The following is a 23,248-nucleotide window of genomic DNA, read 5'->3' on the forward strand; positions in this document are numbered from 1 at the left end:
ATTGTGGCTCCTCGTCATGCGATCCTAAGCAACGACTAAAGGCATAAATTCTGAAGGCCTCGATATCCCACGAGTTCAATCCCGCGAGCGCCATGCAGCTCGATGAAGCCCCTGTGCTTCAGCTTTGTCAGCGAGCGCGAAACCGTCTCAATCGTCAGCGCGAGATAGTCCGCAACATCGACACGGGACATGGACAACTCGAATCTGCGTGAATAGCCAGAGCGCTCCGACATCTCGAGCAGGAATGCCGCGACGCGCTCAATCGCACTTTGACGACCGATGACGAGCTGATGCTCTTGTGCGGCGGAGAAGTTTTCCAGCACCGCGGAGAATAGAGCCGGCCGACAAAGCGGTTCTTCCTGAAGGCCGATGCATCTAACGCCGGTGACCCCAATTGCTTCTGCATTCAAACTGTGCCGGTCCCGACTTTGCAGGCCAAACCAGTCGCCACCAAAATGGAATGCAAGGATCTGCCGCCTCCCATTCGCGAGTAACCTATAAACCCGGACGGCACCGAATTCGACCCGATAGACTTGATCGGCGCGTTCTCCGCAAGAGTAAATGCACTGTCCGTCAACGAAGCTGCTGGTCGGCGCCAACGCCGCCTCGCCTGACTGCGGGGGAATGGCATTTATATGCCTCCCCCAGGATGCCGATATCGAAGTGTTCATTTCTCCACTCCCAGAACTTTTATTATTCGGGCCGCCTTGCTCGCGAAGCTCCCGCCGCTGTTCTCTGTCGAGAAATTGCGTAGGAACGCCGCCCTTCGGATGAGCAGGCAAATACCTTTGAGTCAAATGAACCCGTCCGCCGGGCCAAGCGCTTCATCAATCTCTGCTGCCAAGCTCTCCATCAGTCCCTTGAACTCAGCACGGCGTTCCTCGCGAATATGCAAAGGAAGCTGATCGACGGCCGCGAGTGCGTCCTCAGCGGCTGCAAAATCCTCGCACATTCCCCTGAAATCCTCATCGCGCATCGATAGCTCCCTGATTTGCAAGGAGCGCGCCGGAAATCGCCGCAATGCTGCTGCCATGCAGTGTTTCCAGTCCGGTTCCCCATTCATGGCGCTCCTCCACCTTCGGTTTCAAAGATGTTTTTCTTATCGTCGGATTGTATTGCGCTCTGCCGGGATATGGACGTAAGATACAAGAGTATACGGGGCAGTTTCTGCAATCCTACGTTTTGCCCATGAGGGGCGGACATGACAATCGCTGACCGGGAGATCGTCCGAGCCGGATCGCCGACCGCTCTCCCTACGAACACGGAAATTCTTGCACAACTCGATCGAATACGGTCAAGCGCCGAATTCGACGTGCCGGACCGAGCGCGCAAATTCCTGGCCTACATTGTCGGAGAGGCAATTGCGGGCCGTGCCGACCGGATAAAGGCCTATTCGATCGCCACCGAAGTGTTCGGGCGGGATTCTTCTTTCGATGCTCAAACGGATCCAGTCGTGCGGATCGAAGCAGGTCGTATCCGACGCGCCCTCGAGCGATATTATTTCGTTGCGGGGAGCAACGATCCAATCGTGATAAAAATGCCCAAGGGCGGCTACGCGCCCGCCTTCGAAAAACGGCTCGGTGCGCTGTACCCCCTAACTTCCGGACAGGCCGCAGACGTTCAGTCGCGTTCCATGCCGCTTGAGCAGACCGCGCTGTGGGTCAGTGTGGCCACAGTGGGTCTCCTGACATGTGGTTTGATCGCAAATGCATTTTTTGGCTCGGCGGCAACGACATTCGAGAGCCTCACGAAGTCTGGCGGCACTCCAAACATTCCGAAACTGATGGTGATGCCGTTTGAAGACCTTTCACAAACGCCGCAATCGGCGATGATCACACGCGGACTAACAGATGAGGTCATCAACAACATCGCCAAGTTCAAGGAGATTGTTGTGGTCGCCGGGCCGGCAGCCCCGAACCCTCATAGCGCCGAAAGGGAATATCCGGCCTTTGCGTTAGAAGGCCGAGTCCGGCTCGATGGCGACAAACTTCGGCTGGGCATACGGCTAGTCCAGCATTCCGATGGTTCAGTCGTGTGGGCGAACACCTATGACGAAGTACTACAGCCGCGTAAGATCATCGAGTTGCAGCAGAACGCCGCTGCTGCAGTGGCTAGTGCCATCGCACAACCATACGGCATTGTTTTCCAGGCCAACGCCACACACTTCATGCGCTCTGTCCCGGACGATTGGCAGGCTTATGCGTGCACCCTGGCCTACTACGGGTATCGGGGCGATCTAAATCCGCAGACACATGCCTCCGTTCAAGAGTGTCTTCAGCATGCAACGACACAGTTTCCCGATTATGCTACGGCATGGGCACTTCTCTCACTGACCTATGTTGACGAGCTTCGCTTTCGATATCGCCTGAACCGATCGACGTCGGTGTCGCTCACACACGCGATCGAGGCTGCGGCGCGTGCGGTGGAGCTTGACCCTCAGAACGTTCGCGCACTGCAGGCGGAGATGCTTACATTATTTTTCCGCGGCGAAGTTAGCGCTGCCCTGGCGGTCGGCGCGCGCGCTTATGCGATCAATCCCAACGACGCCGAGTTCTCGGGCGAATATGGTTTCCGGCTCGCACTGTCCGGTCAGTGGCGTTCGGGGTGCGACCTTGTGTCGAAAACCGTAGCGAGCAATCCCGGGCCGACAGGATATTTCGAGGCAGCGCTGGCGGTCTGTTGCTATATTGAACACGACTACGTCGCCGCCGAACGGTGGGCCCGGTTGGCGGACCTTCACGCCAATCCTGTCTACCATGTCATTTTACTCGCCATTCTTGGCAAGCTCGGCAAGATGGACTTGGCTCGTGCCGAGAGACAATGGCTTGAAACCAACGTACCTGGTTTCCTCGAGAACGCACGAAACGAAGTCGCATTGCGAATTCACCGCCCGGAAGACCGAGAGCATTTCATAGAGGGTTTGCGCCAGGCAGGCGTACCCGTTCCCGGAAATTGAGGTATCGCCAAGCGCCATAGGCAAGCGCCATGGCATGCGTGCCATTAGGTTGGATTCGGCAGTTTCGATGGCTCCAGCCGCAGCCTTTCCGCTCCCACGGTGTCCGTGCTCATCCAGATCAACAGTAAATCGTGGAACACGCTGAGAACGATCGGCCCCAGGAAAAGTCCTATCAATCCGTACGAAAGCGTGCCGCCGAGCACACCCAGCAAAATCACGAGTGTCGGTGTGGAAAGTCCGCGCGCGACCAGGATTGGCTTCATGACGTTATCGATGATGAGGAGCGGTATCAGCAAGATCGTAAACAAGGCAGCCATGCCGAATTCCATCGAGGTCCACGCCCAGACGATCACGGGCAGCAGAACCAACGCCGGTCCAATCTGAATGATGCAGAGGATAAGGACGACGAAGGCGATTGCACCGGGTGCAGGAACTTTGAAAAGGCTCAGGATCAAAACACAGAGAAAGGCTTGCAAGAGGGCGACACCGATCACACCCCGCGCCACGTTGCGGATCGTTGCCGCTGCCAGTTGCAAAAAGCCAACGCCTCTCTCCCCACCTATTCTGCTCGCGAATCCCCGCGCACTGTTTGCCAGCCGTGCTCCGGACCCGAAGAGAAAACCGGCGACAAGAACGGAAACCACAAAGCTGAGCAGGTCGGCGCCAATCGACGCGATTGTGCTGAGCGCCTTGCTGCCCGCTTGCAGGAGCGAAGGCTTGATCTGTTGCAATACGGCCTCAAGATTGTCAGAAGCCATACTCCAGACCGAATAGATGCGCTCGCCGATAAGCGGAAAACTGCGAATACTGTCGGGTGGCGCCGAAATCAGAAGAGATCGATCATTCAGCCTCGCAAGCACCACCTGTAGGCCCTCGGCAAAGCTGATCGCAATGGCTGCGAGCGGAGCGACGATAACGAGCAGCCCCAGCATTGTAATGACGAGCGCCGTCACACGGGGCCGGTGGCCGAGGACAGCTGAAAGCGCAGTATAGGCCGGATAAAGGGCTACAGCCAGGATCGCGGCCCAAATAAGAATAATCGCAAATGGCGCGATCAAGGTCAGAGACCAGTAGGCGAAAAGTCCAACCAGGCCGATCCGTGCGATCTCGGTTATTCTCGGCTCGATAGACGGCCGCGCGGCGGGATTAACCGGGTCCGGGTTTCGTTGGGATGATGGATTGTCGTCCATGGCAAACCTCGCCTTTGATGCCGGAAACAAAAAGCTCATCCGCGTGGTTTCTGAGGCTTGCGCGTTCGATGCAAATGCGCTCGCGCAGGGTCACTTCAGTTGAAGCAAAAAAGTCCTGTCTTCTGCACCGATCGTCCGTCGCGGGGGCCAGGTACCCTCATGCAAGCCAGAGATTATGGTTGATTGTACGCCGCATATCCGCAGCGCAGCAGTAACATACCGTAGCATACGTCAATCAGCGTTCCCGCTTCGCGCGTTTCGTCGTACACAGATCTTGGGTCATAGGCAGGTTTTACAAGCGCGTGAATGATGGGGACTTGACCTGGAGGCCTAGCGCGGCGCGTCTTCACAGAGAGAAGCAGCCGGTATCGGGACGGTTCGCAAGTTGTTACCTGTCAATATTGACCGCGATCAATGCCACCGACGCATTCTGGCGTAATATCAGACTTGAGGAAATTGAGGTGACTAGTCCCCTTCTCTACTCGCCTTAGGTTCAAGCATTTTTGCCGCAGCCAGCGGCTTGTGCCAGTTTTCAGGAAGGGGGAGCGCAGAGATGGAAGACTCCTTGCATCCGGCTGCGGTTGCCCATCTGCCGCCGTTCATCACCGCGCCTGGTCAGACCGACGTTCTTTTTAACGTGATGATCGTCTTCGTCTTGCTGATGGTCTTTGTGGTCGGCATCCTCTACCTGCGCCTGCACGCTTTGCCCGAGCACATGGCGCATGGCGCCAGCAAAGTGCAGTTGCAGATCGTCGGCGTCTTGGCGCTGATCGCGCTCTTCACCCACAATCACTTGTTCTGGATTGCGGCTCTCTTACTTGCCATGGTCGAATTCCCGAACTTCTCGTCTCCAGTCGAATCAATCGCTCGCTCGCTGGCGAAAATGGCCGACCGGCACGATGGAACCGACGAACCCGTGACGAGCGCCCAGCCGGCGCCGATGCCCCCGCGAGCCAACGAATCCCACGCAAGCCCGCCGCAATGGGTACCGCTCGAGATAGAGCCCGTGGCAGGTGACGATAAGGCCGAACGGAGGGGGTGAATTGTGCTGGAATTCCTGATCTGCTCGCTGCTGACCATTTTTCCGGACTACCTCGTCCGCCGCTATGTCCAAGGCAAGCGCGTCGGCCGTGAGATCAATCTCTATTCCATGTGGTTTGAGCTTCGATACGGCATAACGGCCTGCCTTATCCTCACCATTTCACTGATCACAATGATCTTCTACTTCCATCCATCTACCAGCAACGTCACCGCGGTGTTCCGCACGGTAACGATAATGCCCGAATCGACCGGGCGAGTAGCGGAGGTTTATGTCGACCTCAATGAGAAGGTTCCTGCCGGAGCTCCCCTTTTCCGCCTCGACGATTCCGAGCAACGAGCAGCACTCGAGACCGCCCGGCGACGCGTCTCCGAGATCGAGGCAGAGGCAATTGTTGCGCGAAGCGAACTGGCCTCCGCCGACGGCCTTATCGCCCAGGCCGAGGGCGACTATCTTCAGGCGCTGAATGAACTCGAGACGCAGGTCGAATTGAACGAGCGCAACCCCAACATCGTCGCAAGGCGCGAAATCGAGCGCCTGCAGGTCGCTGTCGACGGTCGCGATGGTGCGCGTGCCGCGTCGATCTCCAACAAGCGGACCTTGGAAACGAAAATCGCCTCACTCCTGCCGGCGCAGAAGGCGAGCGCTGAAGCGGCGCTGAACCAAGCCCAGGTGGAGCTTGACAAGACGATCGTACGGGCTGGAACCGCCGGCGTAGTGCAGCAGTTCGCGCTCCGAGCTGGAGATATCGTCAATCCGATGATTCGCTCGGCCGGTATCCTGGTTCCCGAGCAACGCCGCGTTGGCCTGATCGCTGGCTTCGGCCAGATCGAAGCACAGGTGATGAAGGCCGGGATGATTGCCGAGGCGACCTGCATCGGCAAGCCGTTCACCATCATCCCGATGGTAGTGACGGAAGTGCAAGACGTCATCGCCGCCGGCCAAGTTCGTCCGACCGACCAGCTCGTCGACGCGCAGCAACTTGCCAGTTCTGGCACGCTGACCGCCTATCTGGAGCCGCTCTACGAGGGGCAGTTCAGCGGGGTACCACCTGGAAGCAGTTGCATTGCCAACGCGTACACGAGCAATCACGATGCACTACATGCGCCGGGCATCAGCACACCTCACTGGCTATTTCTGCACGTCGTCGATGCGGTGGGATTGGTGCACGCCATGATCCTCAGGCTTCAGGCCCTGCTTTTGCCGGTCCAGACGCTGGTCTTCAAGGGCCATTGAGGAGGGTCGGCTCCGCCGCGCCCAACGCAGACGTCAATACCTGTCGGGCACTGAACCGCAGATTCAAGTAACGATAGATACCGCAATCAGTGAGCAACAGGAGGAGGGACAATGGACAAGCACACCGACGACAGGAAAAAGAACAATCACTCGAAAGCGGAGGACGGGAAATCCGCCGAGACCAAGGGCTCCGAGGTGCGGTCCGGTGGAAACTATGCAAAAGAGCTGGCCCGATTACAGGAGGAGATCGCTCATTTGCAGGCTTGGGTGAAGAAGACAGGGGCTCGGATCGTCATCGTCTTCGAGGGACGAGACGCAGCTGGCAAGGGCGGCGTGATAAAACGGATCACTGAGCGAGTAAGCCCACGCGTCTTTCGTGTCGTGGCCCTACCTGCCCCGACGGATCGTGAGAAGACGCAGATTTACATGCAACGCTATATACAGCAGCTTCCCGCGGCCGGTGAAATCGTGATCTTCGACCGATCCTGGTACAACAGACCCGGCGTCGAGCGCGTAATGGGCTTCTGCTCGGAGAAGAAAGCAAAGCGTTTTCTGGAGATCGCTCCACGGTTCGAGGCAGCGATGATCGAAAGCGGAATAGTGCTGCTTAAGTATTTCCTCGATGTAAGCGAAGAGGAACAGGACCGCCGATTCCGGCAACGCATCAATGATCCGCTGCGCCAATGGAAGCTGTCACCGATGGATGTCGAATCCTATCGCCGCTGGTGGGACTACACTCGAGCCTATGACGAGATGATCAGGATGACAGACACCGACGATGCGCCATGGTGGATCGTCCCATCGGATAATAAAAAGCAGGCGCGCGTGAATTGTATAGCTCATATTCTTTCCTCAATTCCCTACGAACGGGTGAAGTTCGAGGAACCTGACCTAGGCAAGCGTCAGAAGCGGCCGGCTGATTTCGAAAGAGATACGCGGTCCCGCCGCACGGTGCCAAACCTTTTCTGAGTCAGTTTCCGGCGCTGTGCGTCTGCGGTCGTAGGCTCTGCGCCCTTTGCTGCTCGGCCGGCTTGCCGTACCTTGGGCCGGCGCGCGCCAGCCGAGCAAACATTCCCCTCCGCTCGAGTTCAATAGAATTGTTTCCATTTAGACTGGTCCGGCTGAAATCGATGCTGGACTTGCATGTCATCCTCCGAGGGCTGAGGCTAAGGCCACCAGCATCAAACCAATCGCGACCATTGCAAGCGCCAGACGCACTGGGTTGCCGGAGTGACGTCCCAGAGTATACCCGGCCAGAAACAACAGAGCAGTGGCTATCGCGTTGGAGACGCTCACTGCGGCCAGGGCGTCTGTCATGACGATGAACGGAAACACGACCGGAAATGTGCAAAAGAAGACCAACAGAAAGACACCTAGCGCGCTGATCACATCACGCGTGGTGGGTCGCGCGCGCACCTCGTCGTCAGGGAGGCTGGCCAGGTGCCGCCGTATCCGTTCCAGGTCTTCGGACGAAAGCGCCGGCAGAATGATGCCCGGCAATGCCTCTGCCACTATTTCGCGAGCCGCTTCAACGTCATCAGCTGTCCGCACGCGGTGAACCGTCCGCTCTGAAAGCTTGCGCTCAGCCATAGAGCTCATGAAGTACATGACTGCGTCAATGATACCCCACGCCAGATTGCAACCGACAGCTCCAATCAGCATTGACCGCACATCTGCTCGTCCTGCTTCCGTGGTGCTCAGCGAATTCGTGAACGTCATGACCATGATCAATCCAAAGAGCACCTCGTTGGAGCGTTCAACAGGATTGAGGACGCCGTAGAACAAACGCTTCGAGCCGCCATTACCGGACACTTTCTCGCTCATTGAGTCACTCCTGGGGGCAAGAGGAACAGCGTCAACGCAAATATGGCGTACACCGCCAGCGCCATGACGCCCGCATACCACGCTGCGTGCCCGCCATTGGACAGAAGGGTCGCCGCCATGGTGGCCACCAGCATCATTGCCACCGCACCGGGCCAGAATTCGAGCGACATCGGCTGGGGCCCAATGAAGTAACTGACAATGACGAGTACCGGCGCAACGAAGAGAGCGATCTGCGCAGCGCTGCCCAGCGCGATGCCAACGCTGAGGTCCAGGCGATTTGCGCGCGCCGCTGAGAACGCCGTGGTCATTTCCGCAGCTCCGCCAACCAGGGCGATGACGATGAAACCAACGAAGGCCGGTGTCAGTCCCAGATGTTGCGCGGCAGCTTGCACTGATCCCACGAAAATCTCGCTGACTATCGCGACGAGGAGCGTGACGACAATCAAAACGACAATCCCGATCGAAAGCGGCCAGGGCTCCTCTCCCGCCTCGGCCTGACCGACGCTTGCAAACAGTTCCTTGTGCGTCTTCAGGGAGAACACCATGCCAAGTCCGTAGACGGCTATGAGCAGGATCGCCAACCCTAGGCTCAACTGCTGGGAAAATTCTCCTGCCGGGGTGCGGTCCAAGCCGCTCGTGAGCGAGGGCACCAGGATCGCAATCGTCGCAAGGAACAGGAGGCTCGCCTGAAAACGCGCATTCACCCTGTTGAATTCCTGCAGGTGATGTTTCAGGCCGCCAATGAGAAAAGCGCCTCCAAACATGAAAAGGCTATTGGTGACGATCGCGCCCGCGATCGAGGCTTTGACGAGAAGATACTGCCCAGCCTGCAGAGCGGCGAGCGTGATAATGAGCTCCGTCAGGTTACCGAGCGTGGCATTGAGCAGGCCACCGACCGCATCACCGGTCTTTGCTGCCACCGATTCCGTCGCGCGGCTCAAGAGCGCAGCAAGCGGTACGATCGCTGCGATCGCAACGAAAAACAACAACGTATGAGCCTCGGGAGCCATCCGCTCCAGGAGAATGACGACAGGTACGAAGAAGATCAACGCCAGGAGTGGAGATCGTCGAAGCTCCCGTACGACGGTTTCGATTGCAGATCGCGGCTGCGTGGTGGACCTCTTCGCCTCTAAAGTGCGCATCCGTATGGTCCTCCGACCCCGTAAGGCTTTTGATTTGGATTCGAGTGCATGAAGCAACGACGCGAACTGCCCTTCGCCGTTACCCAACTACAGTTTCTCGGCGAAGGGACGTTTGACCGCAATGGGGCCCCAGGAGAGGCTCTCGTGGAAGCGCTTCACTCAGGCAGGGTCGTTTGCCGGAAGAAGGTCACGATCGTATCGTCAGGAGGTCCGAACCACTCGCTGAAGAATGCCGGGAAATCTTCCGATCGGTAGGTGCGGCTCAAGGCTCGGTCAACGACGATTCGAAAATCCTCGTCATTGCGCGCCAGCACAAGCGCAAGCGGTTCGTAGGTGAAATGGCGCTTCAGTACGATGAGATCGCCGGAATTTTCGCCGCGCGCGGCGGCGTCGAGCAAGAGCGGCAGGTCGCCGAAGAGTACGTCGGACTCGCCGTTGAGAATATTGGCGATTCCCTGATCATAGTTCTCCACAGCAGCGATGGTCGCTGAAAGCTGAAACGTCTTTATCCGCTCCGCAAGCCAATCCTCACTGGTAGTACCTGCGATCGGGGAAAATGTCTTCTGATTGAGCACGGTTCTTGCGGGGGACCCCCGCCAAATCGGCCGGTCAGAAGGGCGTCCCTGCGTCAGAACCTCACGCAACGCAAGTGGTGCGCTCGCACTCAGTACCGCACCCGTTCCGCTCGGAAAGATCGGTATCGAGAACGAAACCTCCTTTCGGCGCGTCAAGGTCACGGGCGACGCACCACAGAAGAGATCGGCCGAACCTTGTCGTATGGCGTTGTCGGCAGCATCCCTGGTGAGCTCAATCCACTCGACCGCAAGATCGGCAATCCCAAGTTCACGTTTCAATTCCTCGGTCACCTCCATGCACAGGCTGACGGCGTAGCCGGTGGCGCTTTCTCCTTCGGCCTTGAAAGAGAATGGCCGCGCGGTCGCATCGTAGCCCAGCTTGACGGTGCTGCTGCTGCGGACGCGATCGAGCGTCTGTGCTTCTGCGGTCGCCCACATGCTGACGGTCACTGCTCCTAGCGTCAGCCCAAATCTGACTATCCGTCGTCCCGTTTGACGTCCTTTGCCCGGTGCGGCTTGCATGGTGCATCCTCCCAACGCTTCTCTTGACCTCACGCTGTCCTCAGAGTCCCCGGTCTTGCGGTGAAGCGAGGCGCGATAAGGCCGTAAATGATGAAGGCAATTCCGGTGACGAGCATACCGCCCAGCACGGCATCCTTTCCGGACGCATAAATCGCAAAGACGCTATAGAGCATGCCCACGATCGCGATCGAAGAATTCAAGCGGAACTTGCTTTCTGAAACGCCAGCCGCCCTCATCATGACGAAGAGTGCGGAAAGGGAGATGATATAGGGAAGCACGTTTGTAACGACCGCAAGATTGACGAGCGCTGCAAACTGCTCGTTGAGCGTGGGTGAAATCGTCATGAGCGCCAGCAGAGACTGAACAACGCCCATAACGATCATCCCGGTTACGGGCGCACCCATCTCGTTCACCCGCGAAAAGAGGGACGGAAACATGCGCTCGTCTGCGGCGGCCCGCGCCGTCTGCGCGATGGTGAACTGCCAGCCGAGTAGCGAGCCGACGCAGGCGAGAACAGCCAGCGCCATGACGACTGATCCGATGGCGGGGTTGAACATCGTGGCAAAGGCAAGCGCGAACGGTCCTGTCGACGCGGCAAGCTCAGCGTTCGGCACGATCCCTTGAATGACTGTGGTCGAGAGAATGTAGATAATAGCGGCCCCGAGCGTCCCGAACAGGCAGGCAAGAGGAACGTCCCGCTTGGGATTTTCCACCGCGTCGGAGTTCTGTGCAGCCGATTCCATTCCCAGGAAGGCCCAGAGCGTCAGCGAGATGCTCGATCCCATGCCTTGAACCAGGGTCAGTCCATTGGGGTTCCAGGCAGCCGCGAAAACCTCCGAGCTGAACCATGCCCAACCGATAATGCAGAGCAGCCCTACGGGAAGGATCACTCCCCAGACCGTAATTGAGCCGATACGGCCCGTGACGCGCGGCCCGCCAAAGTTGGCTACAGTCGTAAGCCACAGAAGGATGATCAGGCTAACGCAAGTCGCAATCGGTGTGGACGTCAGCCACGGGAAGAACCCCGCGAGATAGCCGACGGCCGAAATGCCGATCGCCACATTGCCGACAGCGAGCGAAAGAAAATAGAGTAAGAAAACGAGGAAATAGCCTGGTTTGCCGTAGGCATCCTCCGCATAGGCCGACATCCCTCCGGGACGCTGGTTGAATAGACCGGCTTGTGCAAATCCGTAAGCGATCGCCATCGAGCCGACCGCGGTCACCAGCCAGGACAGAAGTGAAATGGCGCCGACCTGCGCCATGTTCGCCGGCAGCATTATTATTCCCGAGCCCATCATGTTCACCGCAACGATGAAGGTGAGCTGGACCAGGTTCATTTTCTTCTTCGACGCAGCTTCTACGGCGACGTTGAGCGAATGTTCAGTCATGACCCGATCCTCCCTCGGAAGAGGCGATTACTCGCGCACGGCGTAGGTGTAGAACTTGATCTGGCCGTCAACTCGCTCCTGAAACACACCCTGGACCTCGTAATTGAAGCCGGGGAAGCGGTTGAAGGACTCTTGGAATGCCAGGAAATAGTTGTGCATCGGCCGCGCCCTTTCGTCCCAGCGCTCCCCGGGGACTATGACGCCTATGCCCGGCGGATAGATCAACGCGAGCGTGGCCGAAATCCTGCCGAAAACCTCGTCGAGTGCCACATAATCAACTTCGTTTGCCACGAGAGCTTCATAAGCCGCTTTCGGCGCCATTGCGGGCTCGGGCATGCTCTCCCCCCGGAAGCAGAGACGCTGCAATTCCTTCACCCCTGCTTGCCGATAAAAGTCGTGCATCTCTGCGCAGACCTGCCGGAGTGTGTATCCTGCATAGCGCTCTCTGTTCGCCGCAAACACGGTAGGTAGAACCTCGGCCAAAGGCGCGTCCCGGTCCCACAAGTTCTTGAACTTCACCAACTTGGCTATCAGCGTGTTGAGCTTGCTCTCGTCCTCGGCCGGTGTGAGCAGAAACAGTATGCTGTTGAGGTCGCACTTCTCGGGAACGATGCGCTGTTCGCGAAGATAGTTGGCAACGATCGTTGCCGGGATGCCGAAGTCTCGATACTCCCCCGTCGCACGGTCTATGCCTGGAGTGAGAAGCGTGAGCTTGTTTGGATCCACCATTGCGTAGCCATCGGAATAGCCGGAATATCCATGCCATGAAGCCCCTGGACGGAAGCGCCAGCACTGTTGTTCCCGTTTGATGACCTCCGTCGGGAGCGCCTCCCAACGGGACTCGACAACATCCTTCGTATGTTTGGAGTCCGAGATCGTGACGAAATCGGGTACGAAGGGGTCGAAGAACCACTGCTCCTGGGGCCCCGCACCCGTCGATTCGTAGTACCGGGTGAATTCTCTCAGTTTCTTGCGTGCCTCGATACCCAGCTCGATACAGCGATCCCAGAGCATTTCGCCAGCCTTGCCCTCGTGGATCTTGGCGTTGACGTCCAACGAGGCGAATAGCGGATAGAAGGGTGAAGTCGAAACATGCATGAGAAGCGACTCGTTGAAGCGCTTATGTTCGACGTAGCGGCGCTGATCACGGATGTGCTCGTCGCGCTTGTGAATCTGCGAGGCTTGCGAAAAGCCGGCCCCTTGCTTGTGGACGGATTGCGTTGAGAACAATCCCGGCATTTCGGCATCAAGCGTGTCGATTCGCATCGGACTGTGGTCTTCAAACAATGGGTGGAAAGCGTTGTAGCCGATCCACGCCTCGTCCCAGAGTACGTAGTCGCACAGGTGTCCGATCTGTTCCAACACCTTGCGGACGTTGTAAATAGTGCCGTCATAGGTCGCAAGTTGGATGCAGGCGAGTCGGAACGGTCGCTCTGCACTGGCCCGCGTCTTGTCCTCGACCAGAGGATGCCTTTCGATCTGCCGGCGCAGGCTCGCTTCGTCCCAGGCGTCCCAGTCCACGGCACCGATCATCCCGAACGAGTTGCGCGCGGTCGGCAGGTAAATTGGTATCGCTCCCGCCTGCACCAGCGCGCCCTGGTGAAGCGACTTGTGATTGTTGCGGTCGAACAACACGAGGTCGCCTGCGCGCAGTACCGCGTTCGTAACCACTTTGTTCGATGTGCTTGTGCCGTTCAAAATGAAGTAGGTCCGGTCCGCGCCGAAAATCCTTGCTGCATTCTTCTGCGCCTCGGCCGCCGGCCCTTCATGGATCAGCAGGTCGCCCAGGTCGACATCGGCATTGCAAAGATCGGCGCGAAATATGCTTTCGCCGAAATAATTGAAAAAGAGCTGGCCTGCGGGCGACTTCCGGTAAAACTGTCCGCCCTGGTGTCCGGGACAGTCGAACGCAATGTTGGCTTCTCCATCGTAAGCCATGAGGCCGCCGAAAAACGGCGGGAGGAGCGTCTTGCCGTAATTGACCAGACTTGAAATGATCTGCTTTGCGTAGAACGCCGGTGTCTGCTGCCCAAGATAAACGAAGCCATCCACTTCACCGGCCATTTTTATCGCCGCGATGTCCGCAATACCGTGGGAGTCTGCAAGGGCCCATAGCGGCGTGCGAAATCCGATGTCTCTGACCGCACGGACGAACTTGCGGGCATCTTCGAGCCGTCCGCCCTCGACGGTCCCAATATAGGCGCCAACCGAAGCGTCCTCGGACACGTCGGCGGTATAGCTGCCGCGCAACTCGACTTCGAAATTTTCCGCGACAATGTGCGAAAGAAGTCTCTTCGTTTCCAGATTGCTTTCGTCGACGAATGCCACGACCTTGAGCAGCTTGTGGAATGGAATGGGGACGGTCGGAGCCTTCACATCACGCGGTATCATCTTGCCCCTCCTCGACGATGCAATCCACGAGATATCTCCGTCCACTCGGGTTCGCGACGAAACGGAGTCCGTGGATGTCTGTCTCAAATCCCGGGAATTTTTTGTCGAAACTCCGGGCGTAGACGAGATAGTCCTGGATTGATCTGGTGGCGGCGGTGATCCGCTCACCAGGCATGATGAGCGGGATTCCCGGCGGATAGGGTACAATCATGACTGCGAGTGTCCGGCCGATCAGTTCGTCGATATCAATGCTCTCGACGCACCCCTTGACCAGACGGTTGTAGGCGTCCGCCGGGCGCAGTGCCATTTCGGGTAGCACGGTGTACATCTCGCGCTGGGCATTCGGCACGTCGTCGCTGCGGTACACGTCGTGAATTTTCTCGCAAAGATCTCTGAGGCCCATTGTCCGGTAGACGTCCGGATGGGCTGCCGCGAGGGCGGGAAGGGCACGTGAAAGAGGGGCATTGGCATTATAGAGGTCTTTGAAGTTCAAGAGCTCGGTGATCAGGGTGCTCCACTTGCCCCTTGTGATCCCCATGGAGAAGAGCACCAGGAAAGAGTAGAGCCCGGTTTTCTCGATTTCGATCCGGCGAGAAGAAAGGAACTTCGTGACGACTGCGGCCGGAATACCATGCTCCAGCATCGTTCCGCCCGCATTGAGCCCGGGCGAAAGGATTGTGACCTTGATAGGGTCAACCATCACGTGATTCTCAGCCAGGTCTTCGAAGCCATGCCACGCATCACCGGGCTTTAGAACCCAATCCGACTTGGCGTCGCTCGGTGCCCGATCCGCGATGGGGGGCTCCCAGACTTCGAACCACCAGGAATCCTGCATCTGTGTCCGCACCGCATTGACGGCTCGGCGGAAACTCATGGCCTCGTCAATGGTCTCCTGTACCAGCGCCCGCCCGGCCGGCTGCTCCATCATGGCAGCAGCCACGTCGCACGAGGCGATGATCCCATATTGCGGCGATGTCGATGTGTGCATCATGAACGCTTCGTTGAAGCGTGTGATGTCGAGTTGCTTCGCCTCGGCATGCTGCACATGAAGCATTGAAGCTTGAGAGAAGGCAGCCAGCAGCTTGTGCGTTGACTGGGTTGCGAATGTTATGGCTTCTTGCGAACGCGCGGGCTTCGTCGAAGAGATCGCGTGATATCCATCGTAGAATTCGTGAAAATTGGCGTAAGCAAACCAGGCCTCGTCGAAATGCAGTACCTCCACCGCATCGCCGAGCGCCGCTTTGATTCCATCTACGTTGTAGCAGAGCCCATCATATGTGGAGTTTGTCACCACCATCAGGCGCACTTTACCGTTCGTCTCACCGGCAAACGGACTGGCGGCGATCTTCTGCGCGATTGCCTCCGGGGTAAACTGCTCCTTCGCAATTGGGCCGATGATGCCGAGGCCGTTGCGTGAGGGCGTCAGGTAAATCGGCGTTGCACCCGTCATGATCAGTGAGTGCAGGATAGATTTATGGCAGTTTCGGTCGCAGAGGACGAGGTCGTTGCGAGTGACCATACCGTGCCACACAATCTTATTGGCGGTCGATGTGCCGCCGACAACGAACAGCGTCTCGTCCGCACCAAATATGCGCGCAGCATTGCGCTCACCCTCGCCAATCGGCCCAACATGATCGAGGAGCGAACCAACGCTGCCGACGGACACAGAAATGTCCGACCTCAATGTGTTCTCTCCGAAAAACGCATAAAAGAGCTGCCCAACCGGGCTCTTGCGAAACGCCACCCCGCCTCCGTGTCCTGGCGTGTGCCAGGAATAGGCGCCGTGAAGCGTGTATTCCATCAACGCCTTGAACATTGGAGGCGGAAGCCTCTCGAGATAATTCTGCGCCGCGCGCACGATCGCGCGCGCCATGAATTCCGGAGAATCCTCGAAGAGACGCATGAAGGCATTGGCGTGGCGCAGCACGGGCGCCGGCACCATTTCCGCCGTTGTATCGTCGCCAAACAGAAAGATTGGCAGCAGGTTGTTCCGGGAGCGTTTCGCGGCGAGCAGCTCGGCTAAAATCTCCCATCGCGTCGTACTTGATTCCGCCCCGTCGACTGAAATCAGCCAGCAGGACTCGGTGTTGAAGACGTTCACGAGGCGGCGTGCATCCTCATAGGTGAGGCCTCCAACGACCCGATAACCTTCCTTTTCAATCGCCTCTGCGAGGCTGCGCATGCCCCGCCCGGCAGCGTTTTTACCCTCGTAGTCTTCATCGATGACAGCGATGGGGAATGCCTTGTAGAACTCCATGCTCCCAGGCTCCTGCGGACGCGGCGGCGAATTCTCAGCTTTCGTTGTAAGTCGTACACGCGCGTCGCTGGCGCGTCGTTGATTCCGATCAAAACTATGCCCGCGAGCTTCTATTCGTCCCGTAATCAGGCCGGATAATCGTGTTCGATGGGCGCCGACCGCGGATCGGCGATGGCGACGTCAACGACCCCGGCAGGGCTCGTGCTCACTCTGCCCACCTCTCGTCCGCCGTGAAAGCGATTGTCAACCAACGATTGTGGCCTTCATCGCCAATAGCAATCCCAATCTCATCTCGAATTCGGTCCCACGACTCTAAAGGTTGAGGTGGAAAGTTGCGGGGCACGATGAAATGAAGCTCTATCTGCTTGGCGCGCCCAACCCTGGCGACGTATGCCCGGTAAGAAACAAAGCCCTGCTTCCGCACCGTTTCGTCGGCGATGCGCTCCACCCGAGCCCTGAGCTCGTTTGGGGTGATCAGCAGGATATCGGCGAGAGCCGACTTAACCGTACCGATCGGCAGGGGGATGATGACGATGCAGACACAAGCCAACACCACGGGATCGACGTATGACGTGATCCAATGCAATGCCGTTTCCTGGACCGCATGGCCGATTATGAAAGCGACCAGAAGCGCCGAGGCGATGCCCCCCGACATGATCCAGGCCTTGACGTCAAGCGCGATGAAATTCGATCGGAGCCCGCGATTAGCTCGCACACCGATCACCGCCATCATCGTACAAATGAACACGGTGACGGCAGCATAGGCAATGGCGAACCCGAACTGGAGCTGATGGCCCCCTTTCAGAACGCTGGTCAGCGCATTGATCAACGCATAAACGGCGATGGCCATCAGCAATGTACCGTTGAGAAGCAAGACGATCGGCTCGAGGTGCCAAAACCCCATCGTGAAACGATCCCGCATACGGCCGGGCAACGCATTGCCCGTTGCCGATACCGCAATCAGTCTGGAAACCCAAAGCGCCAAGACAGTCATCCCGGCATCGGCGAGCGAGTAGACGCCGTCAAATGTGATGGAGAATGATCCGGACAGAAGACCCAGGATAACTCCAAATGCCGCGACGACAACAGTGGCGGCGATGGAAGCCCGAAGGAAGGTCTGCTCGTTGAACATATCGCCCTCGAGTACGGAACGAACCACACACCGGTACCAGGCGCTGCTGCCTGCCTGGAGCGGGATGAAGGAAAGTGCGCGCGGTTTTCCACCCGCATCCGCTCTAAGTCATCGCGATCAATCAGGCGTCAGGCCACGGCCAGGATCATTGGCCGAAATCACCCGGCACGAAGCTCCGCCGTCGCTGCCATATGTAAACGGGGATGCTCAGCAACAGCAGCATCAGTCCATAGAGGACAGGCTCCGCACCACAGCCGTAAAGCGTGAACATTGCAAAAGCGAAGCCAACAAGCTCGATAAGGGTTACACGCGGTATTACAGTCCCTCCGCTAACCCGTGCGGAGACGAGACTGCTGGCAAGAGCGCAGAACGCATAAGGTATAACGGCCGTCATTGTGCTCAAGCCGACGAATAGCCGATAAATGGATGAGAAGCCCTCGGAACCGGCTGCCTGAACAAGCACGAGAATTGTCGCCAGAGTCGCCGAAACGACAATCCCCGTGGCGGGCACATTTCGCGCCGAGAGCCGGCTGAACAGCGGTGGAAACAATCCGTCTCGCGCCGCCGCCATTGGCACCTGCCCCATCAGCAAGGTCCAGCCGTTCAGCGCTCCGATCGACGACAGGACAACTGCCAGAGAAATCGCTAGTTCACCGGCCGGTCCCCACATTCTCCTTGCTGCCTCGGAGAAAGGTGCTACCGAGTGGACGAGCTCCTCTCTCGGCACCAACCCCATAACGACAATGGTGCCGAGAACGTACAGCGTTACAGCAATGGAGATTCCAAGCACCGTTGAACGCGGGATCGTACGTTCGGCGTCGCGCACATCGCCAGCGGGCACCGTGGCAGATTCAAGCCCCAGATAGGCGAACATGGTGAGCGGCGCCAACGCAGCGCTCGCCTGAAGGAGCGGCTGGCCGCTCGGATTGAAGTCGGCGAAGTGGGAGAAATCGATGTAAAACAAGCCCAGCAGCGCGACTGCCCCGAACGGGATCATCTTAGCGTAGGTGGTGATTTCCGAGAAGAGCCCTGCCGCGTGGACGCCGCGTAAGTTGACGAGCACGACAAGCCAGATCACGCTCAACGTGAGCAGCGTCGCCGTTCCGCGCCCGCGGAGGATCGGAAAAAAATCGATGACCACGCCGGCGAACGCCACTGCGATAACGGGCAGCGACGCCCAGATGGAAATCCAATATCCCCAAGCGATAAGAAATCCCGGAAAGTCTCCATAGGCTATGCGCGTATATGCATAAGGCCCTCCGACCGCCGGGGAGAGCTTTGCGAGCCGTGCGAACGTCAGCCCGAGACAGATCGCACCCGCTCCCATCACGATCCAGATGACGATAGCGAGATTGCCGTAGGGAGCAACTGCCGCCGGCGAGAGGTAGAAGCCGGAGCCGACCATGTTACCGACGACGATGGCGGTACAGGCGGCCAGACCCAGGCTCTTGCCACTTGACGGTGCTGACATCGGCTCAACCTTTCGAGAGCGGGGCCCAGAAATGTATCAATGATGAGCGCTGACCTGCGTTGCCGGTGTGGCGCGGAGAAGCATGGGGGGACTGGAATCTGATCTTGGAAACGGCTCCTTTAACTGTTTCGATCGCCCATCAAGGTGAACGAAGATACCAATTCAGCAGCGCATCCGAGATCGACAACGCTCGATGCGGCAACAGCCTGCGTCAACGTCGCCTAGAGCCCTCGACACCAACGCGCACGGCCGGGACCATCCCGTATCGGTGCCATGCTCCCCTCCAGGCGACGGCGCAAACCTCCTGCATGCATTGCTCTACCGTCTGTAGAGCATGCCACTCCATGGATCCTCTCGCATTGATCGCAGTCAAGTGTGCGCGCAGGCGATACCGACCTAGTTAGCCTCCTGGCAGGCGCGCATGGCCTGCATTGCAGCGTCGGTTCCGGCAAGGCTCAGCGCGAAAGGCTGGCGCCCTTCCGGCGTGATCGTCAGCGTCTTCATCTTGGCAAGATCGTAGATGAAGTCTGGATTGTTGACCCAAACGTAAGCTCCATCGAATCCCTCCAGCTGCTGACCGGTTGCCTCCCCACTGAATTTCTGGCCGTCAACGTCGAATATCACCGAGCGTTTCTCACCACTGCCAACGTTTGCCGCCAACTTTGTGTAGAGTGCCATGTAGCCGCGTCTGCCGGTCGTCTCGTCTATGCCCATGAGAACCTGCATATCATCACCCAACTTCTTCGCGATCAGGCAGCCGGGGCCCATGTCCCCTCTCACAATGATATCCCAGCCTGCCGCAGTGCCGTACTTCTTCATGTTCTGTGCCTGGACCACTGTTCCACTGCAGAGAAGGCTCACTGCCGTCGCCACTACGATGCGCGTTATGGGGGTTGGCTTCATAACATTACTCCTCCTTGTTTCAGCCGTGCCGGTACGGCCAGGCTGTTTCTGATGGCGGGTATGAAATCTTTGATCTAGCCAAGCCAGACACTCGTGCTTGCCTGCGTCTGCCCGGGGGCAATAGGATCTGCGTCTTCCAGCGCCAGCGCGGCGCCGATCCAACGAGCTTCATTGGATATGCGGTATGCTCAATCGACTTAGATCTATCGTGATCTAGTCGGTAACCACGCTCCATTTTTCATCCGGATCGAAACGATCTATGAATGGCACGATTTCCCCGGTGCTCGGACCAAGGTCTCGTTCATAGACGATGCCCTGCTGATTGATGACGAAGGTCTTGACCCCTGTTTCGGCATAGTTGACCGGCCAGGCGACCAGCGCGAAGCCGGCGATCATGTTGCCGTTGATGGTGTAATCGTATTTGCCGCCGGCGATATTCTCACCTTGAGAGGTCAGGATCCGAAAGCGGTATCCGTAATAGCCCTCTCCAGTCCTTGCCTTCTCGAGCGCCGCCTCGCTGATGGCCTCACCGACCGGGCTTTCGCCGTTCCCCTGATCTGCCGGCCAGTAAAGCCCATCCGTCTGGCCTGGGCTGCTGATCAGCTTCTGGGCGTATTCGAAAACTCCGTCGCCATCGCGGTCCTGCGATACATAATCCTTCTGCGCCTCGATATAGGCGCGCGCGGTCTCGATCGCCTCCAGTTCGTTCTCGCCAACGCGTCGGTTGACGATCTCCTCCAGTCCAACATAGGTGTCGAAAGCCCATTTGCCGCCCTCGTCCTTGGCGAGCGGAAACGGCAGTGGCCAGAGCCGGTCGCCGATGACGATGATCTTGCGGTCGTCAAGATCGCGCACGACGATGTTGCGGGCCGCACCCTCTCGAACCAGATTGAAGGTCTCCATCGCTCCTTCGCCCGTCTTCAGCTTTGCGGCGTTCAGCCCCAGAAGTCGTGCAAGCCCGTCGAAGTCGTTGGCGGCAAGGACCGATTTGAATGCTTCCACCGCCTTCGACGGATCATCGAAGATTGGCGGATCTTCCGCAGCAGCATAATCCTCCAGGTCCGCCAAATCCTGTGTCTGGGCGAAAGATGCCTCTATCGGGCCAACGACGGGCGCAAGCGAGATCGCCGATCCCAGGAGAAGTGTGTGCAAGATCTTGATCATGTTCTATCTCCAGTAACCGCTCAGCGCCTGCCACCCCCGCGTCCGCCACCCCCGCGTCCGCCACCGCCACGTCCTCCCATCGGCGGCCGGCTGCCGCCGCGACTCATCTGCGGCCGCCCGCCGCCTCGTTGCCCGCCGCCCATGCTGTGGCCGCCGCGCCTTGAGGCAGACACCTCCCGCCGGCCGGAGTTGACGTTGCCTAGCCCGGACGGTTTTTTCGGCCTGTTCTGCGCCTTCGAAGCCATCTTCTTCTTGCCTGCTGGCCGATTGGCCGAGGACTTCTTACCCTTGGGGCGGTTGACACCGGCTTTCGCGCCGGTGGACTTCGCCTTTGCCACCGCCTGTCCGCCGCCGGGCTTTGCGGTTGGACGCGCGGCGGCGTCCCGTCTCGGCTGCGCCTTCAGCCCCTCGAGCGTGCTCTTGCGAACGTCCTTTAGTTGGCTGGCGCCACCGCCCGGTCCCGACTTCAACCGATCGCGATTGATCTCGGTGGCGCGGTTACGAATGTTGTTGTCGCCGTTCGCCTTGATATTGTTTTTCAAGTTCGTCCTGTCCAGCTTCTGGAGCTGGTCGCGATCGAACTTCAGCTTGCTGCGGTCGACATTTTTCCAATCGATGTCGTTCCACTTGACCTTGCCGTCTATATCGACGTTGTTGAAGCAATTGTCGCAGTCCACATCAATGTCGCCGCCCCAGTCTCCGCCCCAGACCCCCCAGTCGTCCCAGTCGACGATAGCGCCAAAGACCGCACCGGTGACTGCTCCGGCAAAAAAGGCTGCGCCCGGGTAGTAATAGGAGGGATAGGGCGTGTCATAGTAGTCGATGGGCACCGGCGCGTAATCCGGCTCGTACAACATTTCCGGAGGATACTGCGGCACGTAGATAGTCTCCGGATTTGCCGACTGGATGATGATGTTGTCCCCCTCCTGGACCACCATCATCTTGTCGTCCGATTTGATAATGTCCTTGGCTACCGCCTCGTCGCGCAACTGCTGGATCGCAATCAGCACGTCCTTTTGCTGATAGGCGACCGCCTGACCGAAGGCCTGCGTCCATTCAAGATCGTCACTCATCATCTTGACGACGTCTGGATAGTTCAGCAGCGAAATTACGCTGCCATCCCAGGCTTCCTTCGGCTTCAGGTCGGGCTTCTTTTTGTGGTTCTCAAGAAATCGGTCCGCCTCGACGATCTGTAAGGGGTATAGCGATACGGCTGAAATCAGCGCAACCAGTTCGTCCGGGTAGAGCGCAATCCGCGCCACCAGCACCTCCAGTTCGTCGTCAGTCAACGGCTCCGGGGTTGTTGCCGCGGTACCGGTTTCAGCTTTCATCGATTCTTGTGCAAGCGAGCCGTTGACTTGCATCGACAGCATGAGCGTTATTGCGCCCGCAAGTGCAAGGGTCGTCCCTCTAATCATCTTTCCGCCTCCCAAGGCCGGGCCTTTCGCGATTATCAACATGCGAGCTATGCGAGCCCGGTCCGCGATTGCAGCGTCAGACCTGACCCTCAGTGGCGTCTCTGCATCCGCATCAGGTTACGGGCGAACGGTGGGCGTCGGTTCGCGCGCTGCTGGGGCCGGCTTCGGCACGGACCCCGTAGACGATGGAGGCGGTTCCTTGGTGGCGGCCCTACGCTTCAGGAGGTAAGTATTAATGGGTTGTCTTTTTCCGTCGATTTGGCGTTGGTTGATGTCGATGCCCTCATAATACTCGTCTGCAGCTGCTGGCACGGCGGCGCCCAGCAATAAACAGAAGGCGGCCACCATCCTCGCCGGAATGATTGGTATCGTGCTCATTTTCTGATTCCTTCGCTGCGATTGGCGCAGACTCATTTTTAGTTAGTGCCGAACGACAAGTCGTTGATCGTGGTCAAGAACGAAAAAAATCAGGCGTAATGCTGGAGACTGCTTTGGCGCGAGTGGACATGCGAGCAGTTGATCGCACGGGAAAGTTACATTTTCGGGAGAATTGTTCCTGATCAATGCCGTCGCCTGCGCAAAGAACTATCCTATTCCCAGCGAAATACTGAAGAGGGCATCCACAGGCTGCGGAACTGTT

General features: G+C 58.2%; 18 protein-coding genes. 4 read left to right on the forward strand and 14 right to left on the reverse strand.

The window, feature by feature from the left end; all coding sequences use genetic code 11:
- Nucleotides 1-35: 35 nt before the first annotated feature.
- Together FB009_RS06400 and FB009_RS06405 are read right to left on the reverse strand one after the other, a co-directional pair.
- Nucleotides 36-671: a helix-turn-helix domain-containing protein gene (locus tag FB009_RS06400; RefSeq protein ID WP_011970070.1), complete on the reverse strand. Its 636-nt coding sequence runs from the start codon at nt 669-671 to the stop codon at nt 36-38.
- 122 nt (nt 672-793) lie between these two features.
- Nucleotides 794-1,063 carry a hypothetical protein gene (locus FB009_RS06405; protein WP_011970071.1) on the reverse strand — a complete coding sequence of 90 codons (270 nt, stop codon included), beginning with the start codon at nt 1,061-1,063 and terminating at the stop codon, nt 794-796.
- A 138-nt stretch (nt 1,064-1,201) separates the two neighbouring features.
- Between FB009_RS06405 and FB009_RS06410 the strand changes: the two genes are divergently transcribed.
- The gene (locus tag FB009_RS06410) at nt 1,202-2,956 is read left to right on the forward strand and encodes a hypothetical protein (protein ID WP_011970072.1); all 1,755 of its coding nucleotides are present in this window, start codon (nt 1,202-1,204) and stop codon (nt 2,954-2,956) included.
- Between the two features lie 44 nt (nt 2,957-3,000).
- Here the strand turns inward: FB009_RS06410 and FB009_RS06415 are convergent, their stop codons facing one another.
- Nucleotides 3,001-4,146: an AI-2E family transporter gene (locus FB009_RS06415; protein WP_011970073.1), complete on the reverse strand. Its 1,146-nt coding sequence runs from the start codon at nt 4,144-4,146 to the stop codon at nt 3,001-3,003.
- 553 nt (nt 4,147-4,699) lie between these two features.
- Here FB009_RS06415 and FB009_RS06420 point away from each other — a divergent pair.
- The 3 genes from FB009_RS06420 (at nt 4,700) to ppk2 (ending at nt 7,390) form a co-directional block, all read left to right on the forward strand.
- Nucleotides 4,700-5,188 (forward strand): hypothetical protein, encoded by a 489-nt coding sequence (locus FB009_RS06420; protein ID WP_011970074.1) that lies wholly within the window; start codon nt 4,700-4,702, stop codon nt 5,186-5,188.
- A 3-nt stretch (nt 5,189-5,191) separates the two neighbouring features.
- Nucleotides 5,192-6,421, forward strand: coding sequence for an HlyD family secretion protein (locus FB009_RS06425; protein ID WP_011970075.1), 1,230 nt, complete (start codon nt 5,192-5,194; stop codon nt 6,419-6,421).
- Between the two features lie 111 nt (nt 6,422-6,532).
- A complete protein-coding gene (gene ppk2 / locus FB009_RS06430; RefSeq protein WP_011970076.1) occupies nt 6,533-7,390 on the forward strand; it encodes a polyphosphate kinase 2 in 858 nt (285 codons plus the stop codon).
- 177 nt (nt 7,391-7,567) lie between these two features.
- Here ppk2 and FB009_RS06435 read toward each other — a convergent pair whose 3' ends face one another.
- The 11 genes from FB009_RS06435 to FB009_RS06485 all read right to left on the reverse strand — a co-directional run bounded on the left by FB009_RS06435 (nt 7,568) and on the right by FB009_RS06485 (nt 22,608).
- Entirely contained in the window at nt 7,568-8,245 is a 678-nt protein-coding gene (locus FB009_RS06435; protein WP_011970077.1) for a VIT1/CCC1 transporter family protein, read from the reverse strand.
- On the reverse strand, nt 8,242-9,387 hold the full coding sequence (gene cax / locus FB009_RS06440) for a calcium/proton exchanger (RefSeq protein WP_011970078.1): 1,146 nt from the start codon (nt 9,385-9,387) through the stop codon (nt 8,242-8,244). Before cax ends, FB009_RS06435 begins: the two co-directional genes overlap by 4 nt.
- A 155-nt stretch (nt 9,388-9,542) precedes the next feature.
- Nucleotides 9,543-10,484, reverse strand: a complete 942-nt coding sequence (locus FB009_RS06445; RefSeq protein ID WP_011970079.1) for an amino acid ABC transporter substrate-binding protein — start codon at nt 10,482-10,484, stop codon at nt 9,543-9,545.
- Nucleotides 10,485-10,513: 29 nt separating this feature from the next.
- Nucleotides 10,514-11,872, reverse strand: coding sequence for a putrescine-ornithine antiporter (gene potE / locus FB009_RS06450; protein ID WP_011970080.1), 1,359 nt, complete (start codon nt 11,870-11,872; stop codon nt 10,514-10,516).
- A 27-nt stretch (nt 11,873-11,899) separates the two neighbouring features.
- Complete coding sequence (speC, locus tag FB009_RS06455; RefSeq protein ID WP_011970081.1) at nt 11,900-14,263, reverse strand: ornithine decarboxylase; 2,364 nt, start codon at nt 14,261-14,263, stop codon at nt 11,900-11,902.
- On the reverse strand, nt 14,250-16,520 hold the full coding sequence (locus FB009_RS06460) for an arginine/lysine/ornithine decarboxylase (protein WP_024324424.1): 2,271 nt from the start codon (nt 16,518-16,520) through the stop codon (nt 14,250-14,252). Before FB009_RS06460 ends, speC begins: the two co-directional genes overlap by 14 nt.
- 205 nt (nt 16,521-16,725) lie before the next feature.
- A complete protein-coding gene (locus FB009_RS06465; RefSeq protein WP_024324425.1) occupies nt 16,726-17,652 on the reverse strand; it encodes a cation diffusion facilitator family transporter in 927 nt (308 codons plus the stop codon).
- Between the two features lie 145 nt (nt 17,653-17,797).
- Nucleotides 17,798-19,123, reverse strand: coding sequence for an amino acid permease (locus FB009_RS06470; protein WP_018011228.1), 1,326 nt, complete (start codon nt 19,121-19,123; stop codon nt 17,798-17,800).
- 396 nt (nt 19,124-19,519) lie between these two features.
- The gene (locus tag FB009_RS06475) at nt 19,520-20,026 is read right to left on the reverse strand and encodes a hypothetical protein (RefSeq protein WP_018010503.1); all 507 of its coding nucleotides are present in this window, start codon (nt 20,024-20,026) and stop codon (nt 19,520-19,522) included.
- A 213-nt stretch (nt 20,027-20,239) separates the two neighbouring features.
- Nucleotides 20,240-21,190 (reverse strand): DUF2950 domain-containing protein, encoded by a 951-nt coding sequence (locus FB009_RS06480; protein ID WP_018010502.1) that lies wholly within the window; start codon nt 21,188-21,190, stop codon nt 20,240-20,242.
- 20 nt (nt 21,191-21,210) lie between these two features.
- Nucleotides 21,211-22,608, reverse strand: a complete 1,398-nt coding sequence (locus FB009_RS06485; protein ID WP_024324426.1) for a DUF3300 domain-containing protein — start codon at nt 22,606-22,608, stop codon at nt 21,211-21,213.
- Nucleotides 22,609-23,248 lie beyond the last annotated feature (640 nt).

This window comes from Sinorhizobium medicae, assembly GCF_007827695.1.
In the GTDB taxonomy this organism is placed as follows: domain Bacteria; phylum Pseudomonadota; class Alphaproteobacteria; order Rhizobiales; family Rhizobiaceae; genus Sinorhizobium; species Sinorhizobium medicae.

What these genes read in the sequence shown, in the direction of transcription:
- FB009_RS06410 (WP_011970072.1), top strand. Translation starts at nt 1,202, where the DNA reads ATGACAATCGCTGACCGGGAGATCGTCCGAGCCGGATCGCCGACCGCT.
- potE (WP_011970080.1), bottom strand. Translation starts at nt 11,872, where the DNA reads ATGACTGAACATTCGCTCAACGTCGCCGTAGAAGCTGCGTCGAAGAAG.
- FB009_RS06415 (WP_011970073.1), bottom strand. Translation starts at nt 4,146, where the DNA reads ATGGACGACAATCCATCATCCCAACGAAACCCGGACCCGGTTAATCCC.
- FB009_RS06470 (WP_018011228.1), bottom strand. Translation starts at nt 19,123, where the DNA reads ATGTCAGCACCGTCAAGTGGCAAGAGCCTGGGTCTGGCCGCCTGTACC.
- FB009_RS06460 (WP_024324424.1), bottom strand. Translation starts at nt 16,520, where the DNA reads ATGGAGTTCTACAAGGCATTCCCCATCGCTGTCATCGATGAAGACTAC.
- ppk2 (WP_011970076.1), top strand. Translation starts at nt 6,533, where the DNA reads ATGGACAAGCACACCGACGACAGGAAAAAGAACAATCACTCGAAAGCG.
- FB009_RS06435 (WP_011970077.1), bottom strand. Translation starts at nt 8,245, where the DNA reads ATGAGCGAGAAAGTGTCCGGTAATGGCGGCTCGAAGCGTTTGTTCTAC.
- FB009_RS06400 (WP_011970070.1), bottom strand. Translation starts at nt 671, where the DNA reads ATGAACACTTCGATATCGGCATCCTGGGGGAGGCATATAAATGCCATT.
- speC (WP_011970081.1), bottom strand. Translation starts at nt 14,263, where the DNA reads ATGATACCGCGTGATGTGAAGGCTCCGACCGTCCCCATTCCATTCCAC.
- FB009_RS06445 (WP_011970079.1), bottom strand. Translation starts at nt 10,484, where the DNA reads ATGCAAGCCGCACCGGGCAAAGGACGTCAAACGGGACGACGGATAGTC.
- FB009_RS06485 (WP_024324426.1), bottom strand. Translation starts at nt 22,608, where the DNA reads ATGATTAGAGGGACGACCCTTGCACTTGCGGGCGCAATAACGCTCATG.
- cax (WP_011970078.1), bottom strand. Translation starts at nt 9,387, where the DNA reads ATGCGCACTTTAGAGGCGAAGAGGTCCACCACGCAGCCGCGATCTGCA.
- FB009_RS06480 (WP_018010502.1), bottom strand. Translation starts at nt 21,190, where the DNA reads ATGATCAAGATCTTGCACACACTTCTCCTGGGATCGGCGATCTCGCTT.
- FB009_RS06465 (WP_024324425.1), bottom strand. Translation starts at nt 17,652, where the DNA reads ATGTTCAACGAGCAGACCTTCCTTCGGGCTTCCATCGCCGCCACTGTT.
- FB009_RS06420 (WP_011970074.1), top strand. Translation starts at nt 4,700, where the DNA reads ATGGAAGACTCCTTGCATCCGGCTGCGGTTGCCCATCTGCCGCCGTTC.
- FB009_RS06405 (WP_011970071.1), bottom strand. Translation starts at nt 1,063, where the DNA reads ATGAATGGGGAACCGGACTGGAAACACTGCATGGCAGCAGCATTGCGG.
- FB009_RS06475 (WP_018010503.1), bottom strand. Translation starts at nt 20,026, where the DNA reads ATGAAGCCAACCCCCATAACGCGCATCGTAGTGGCGACGGCAGTGAGC.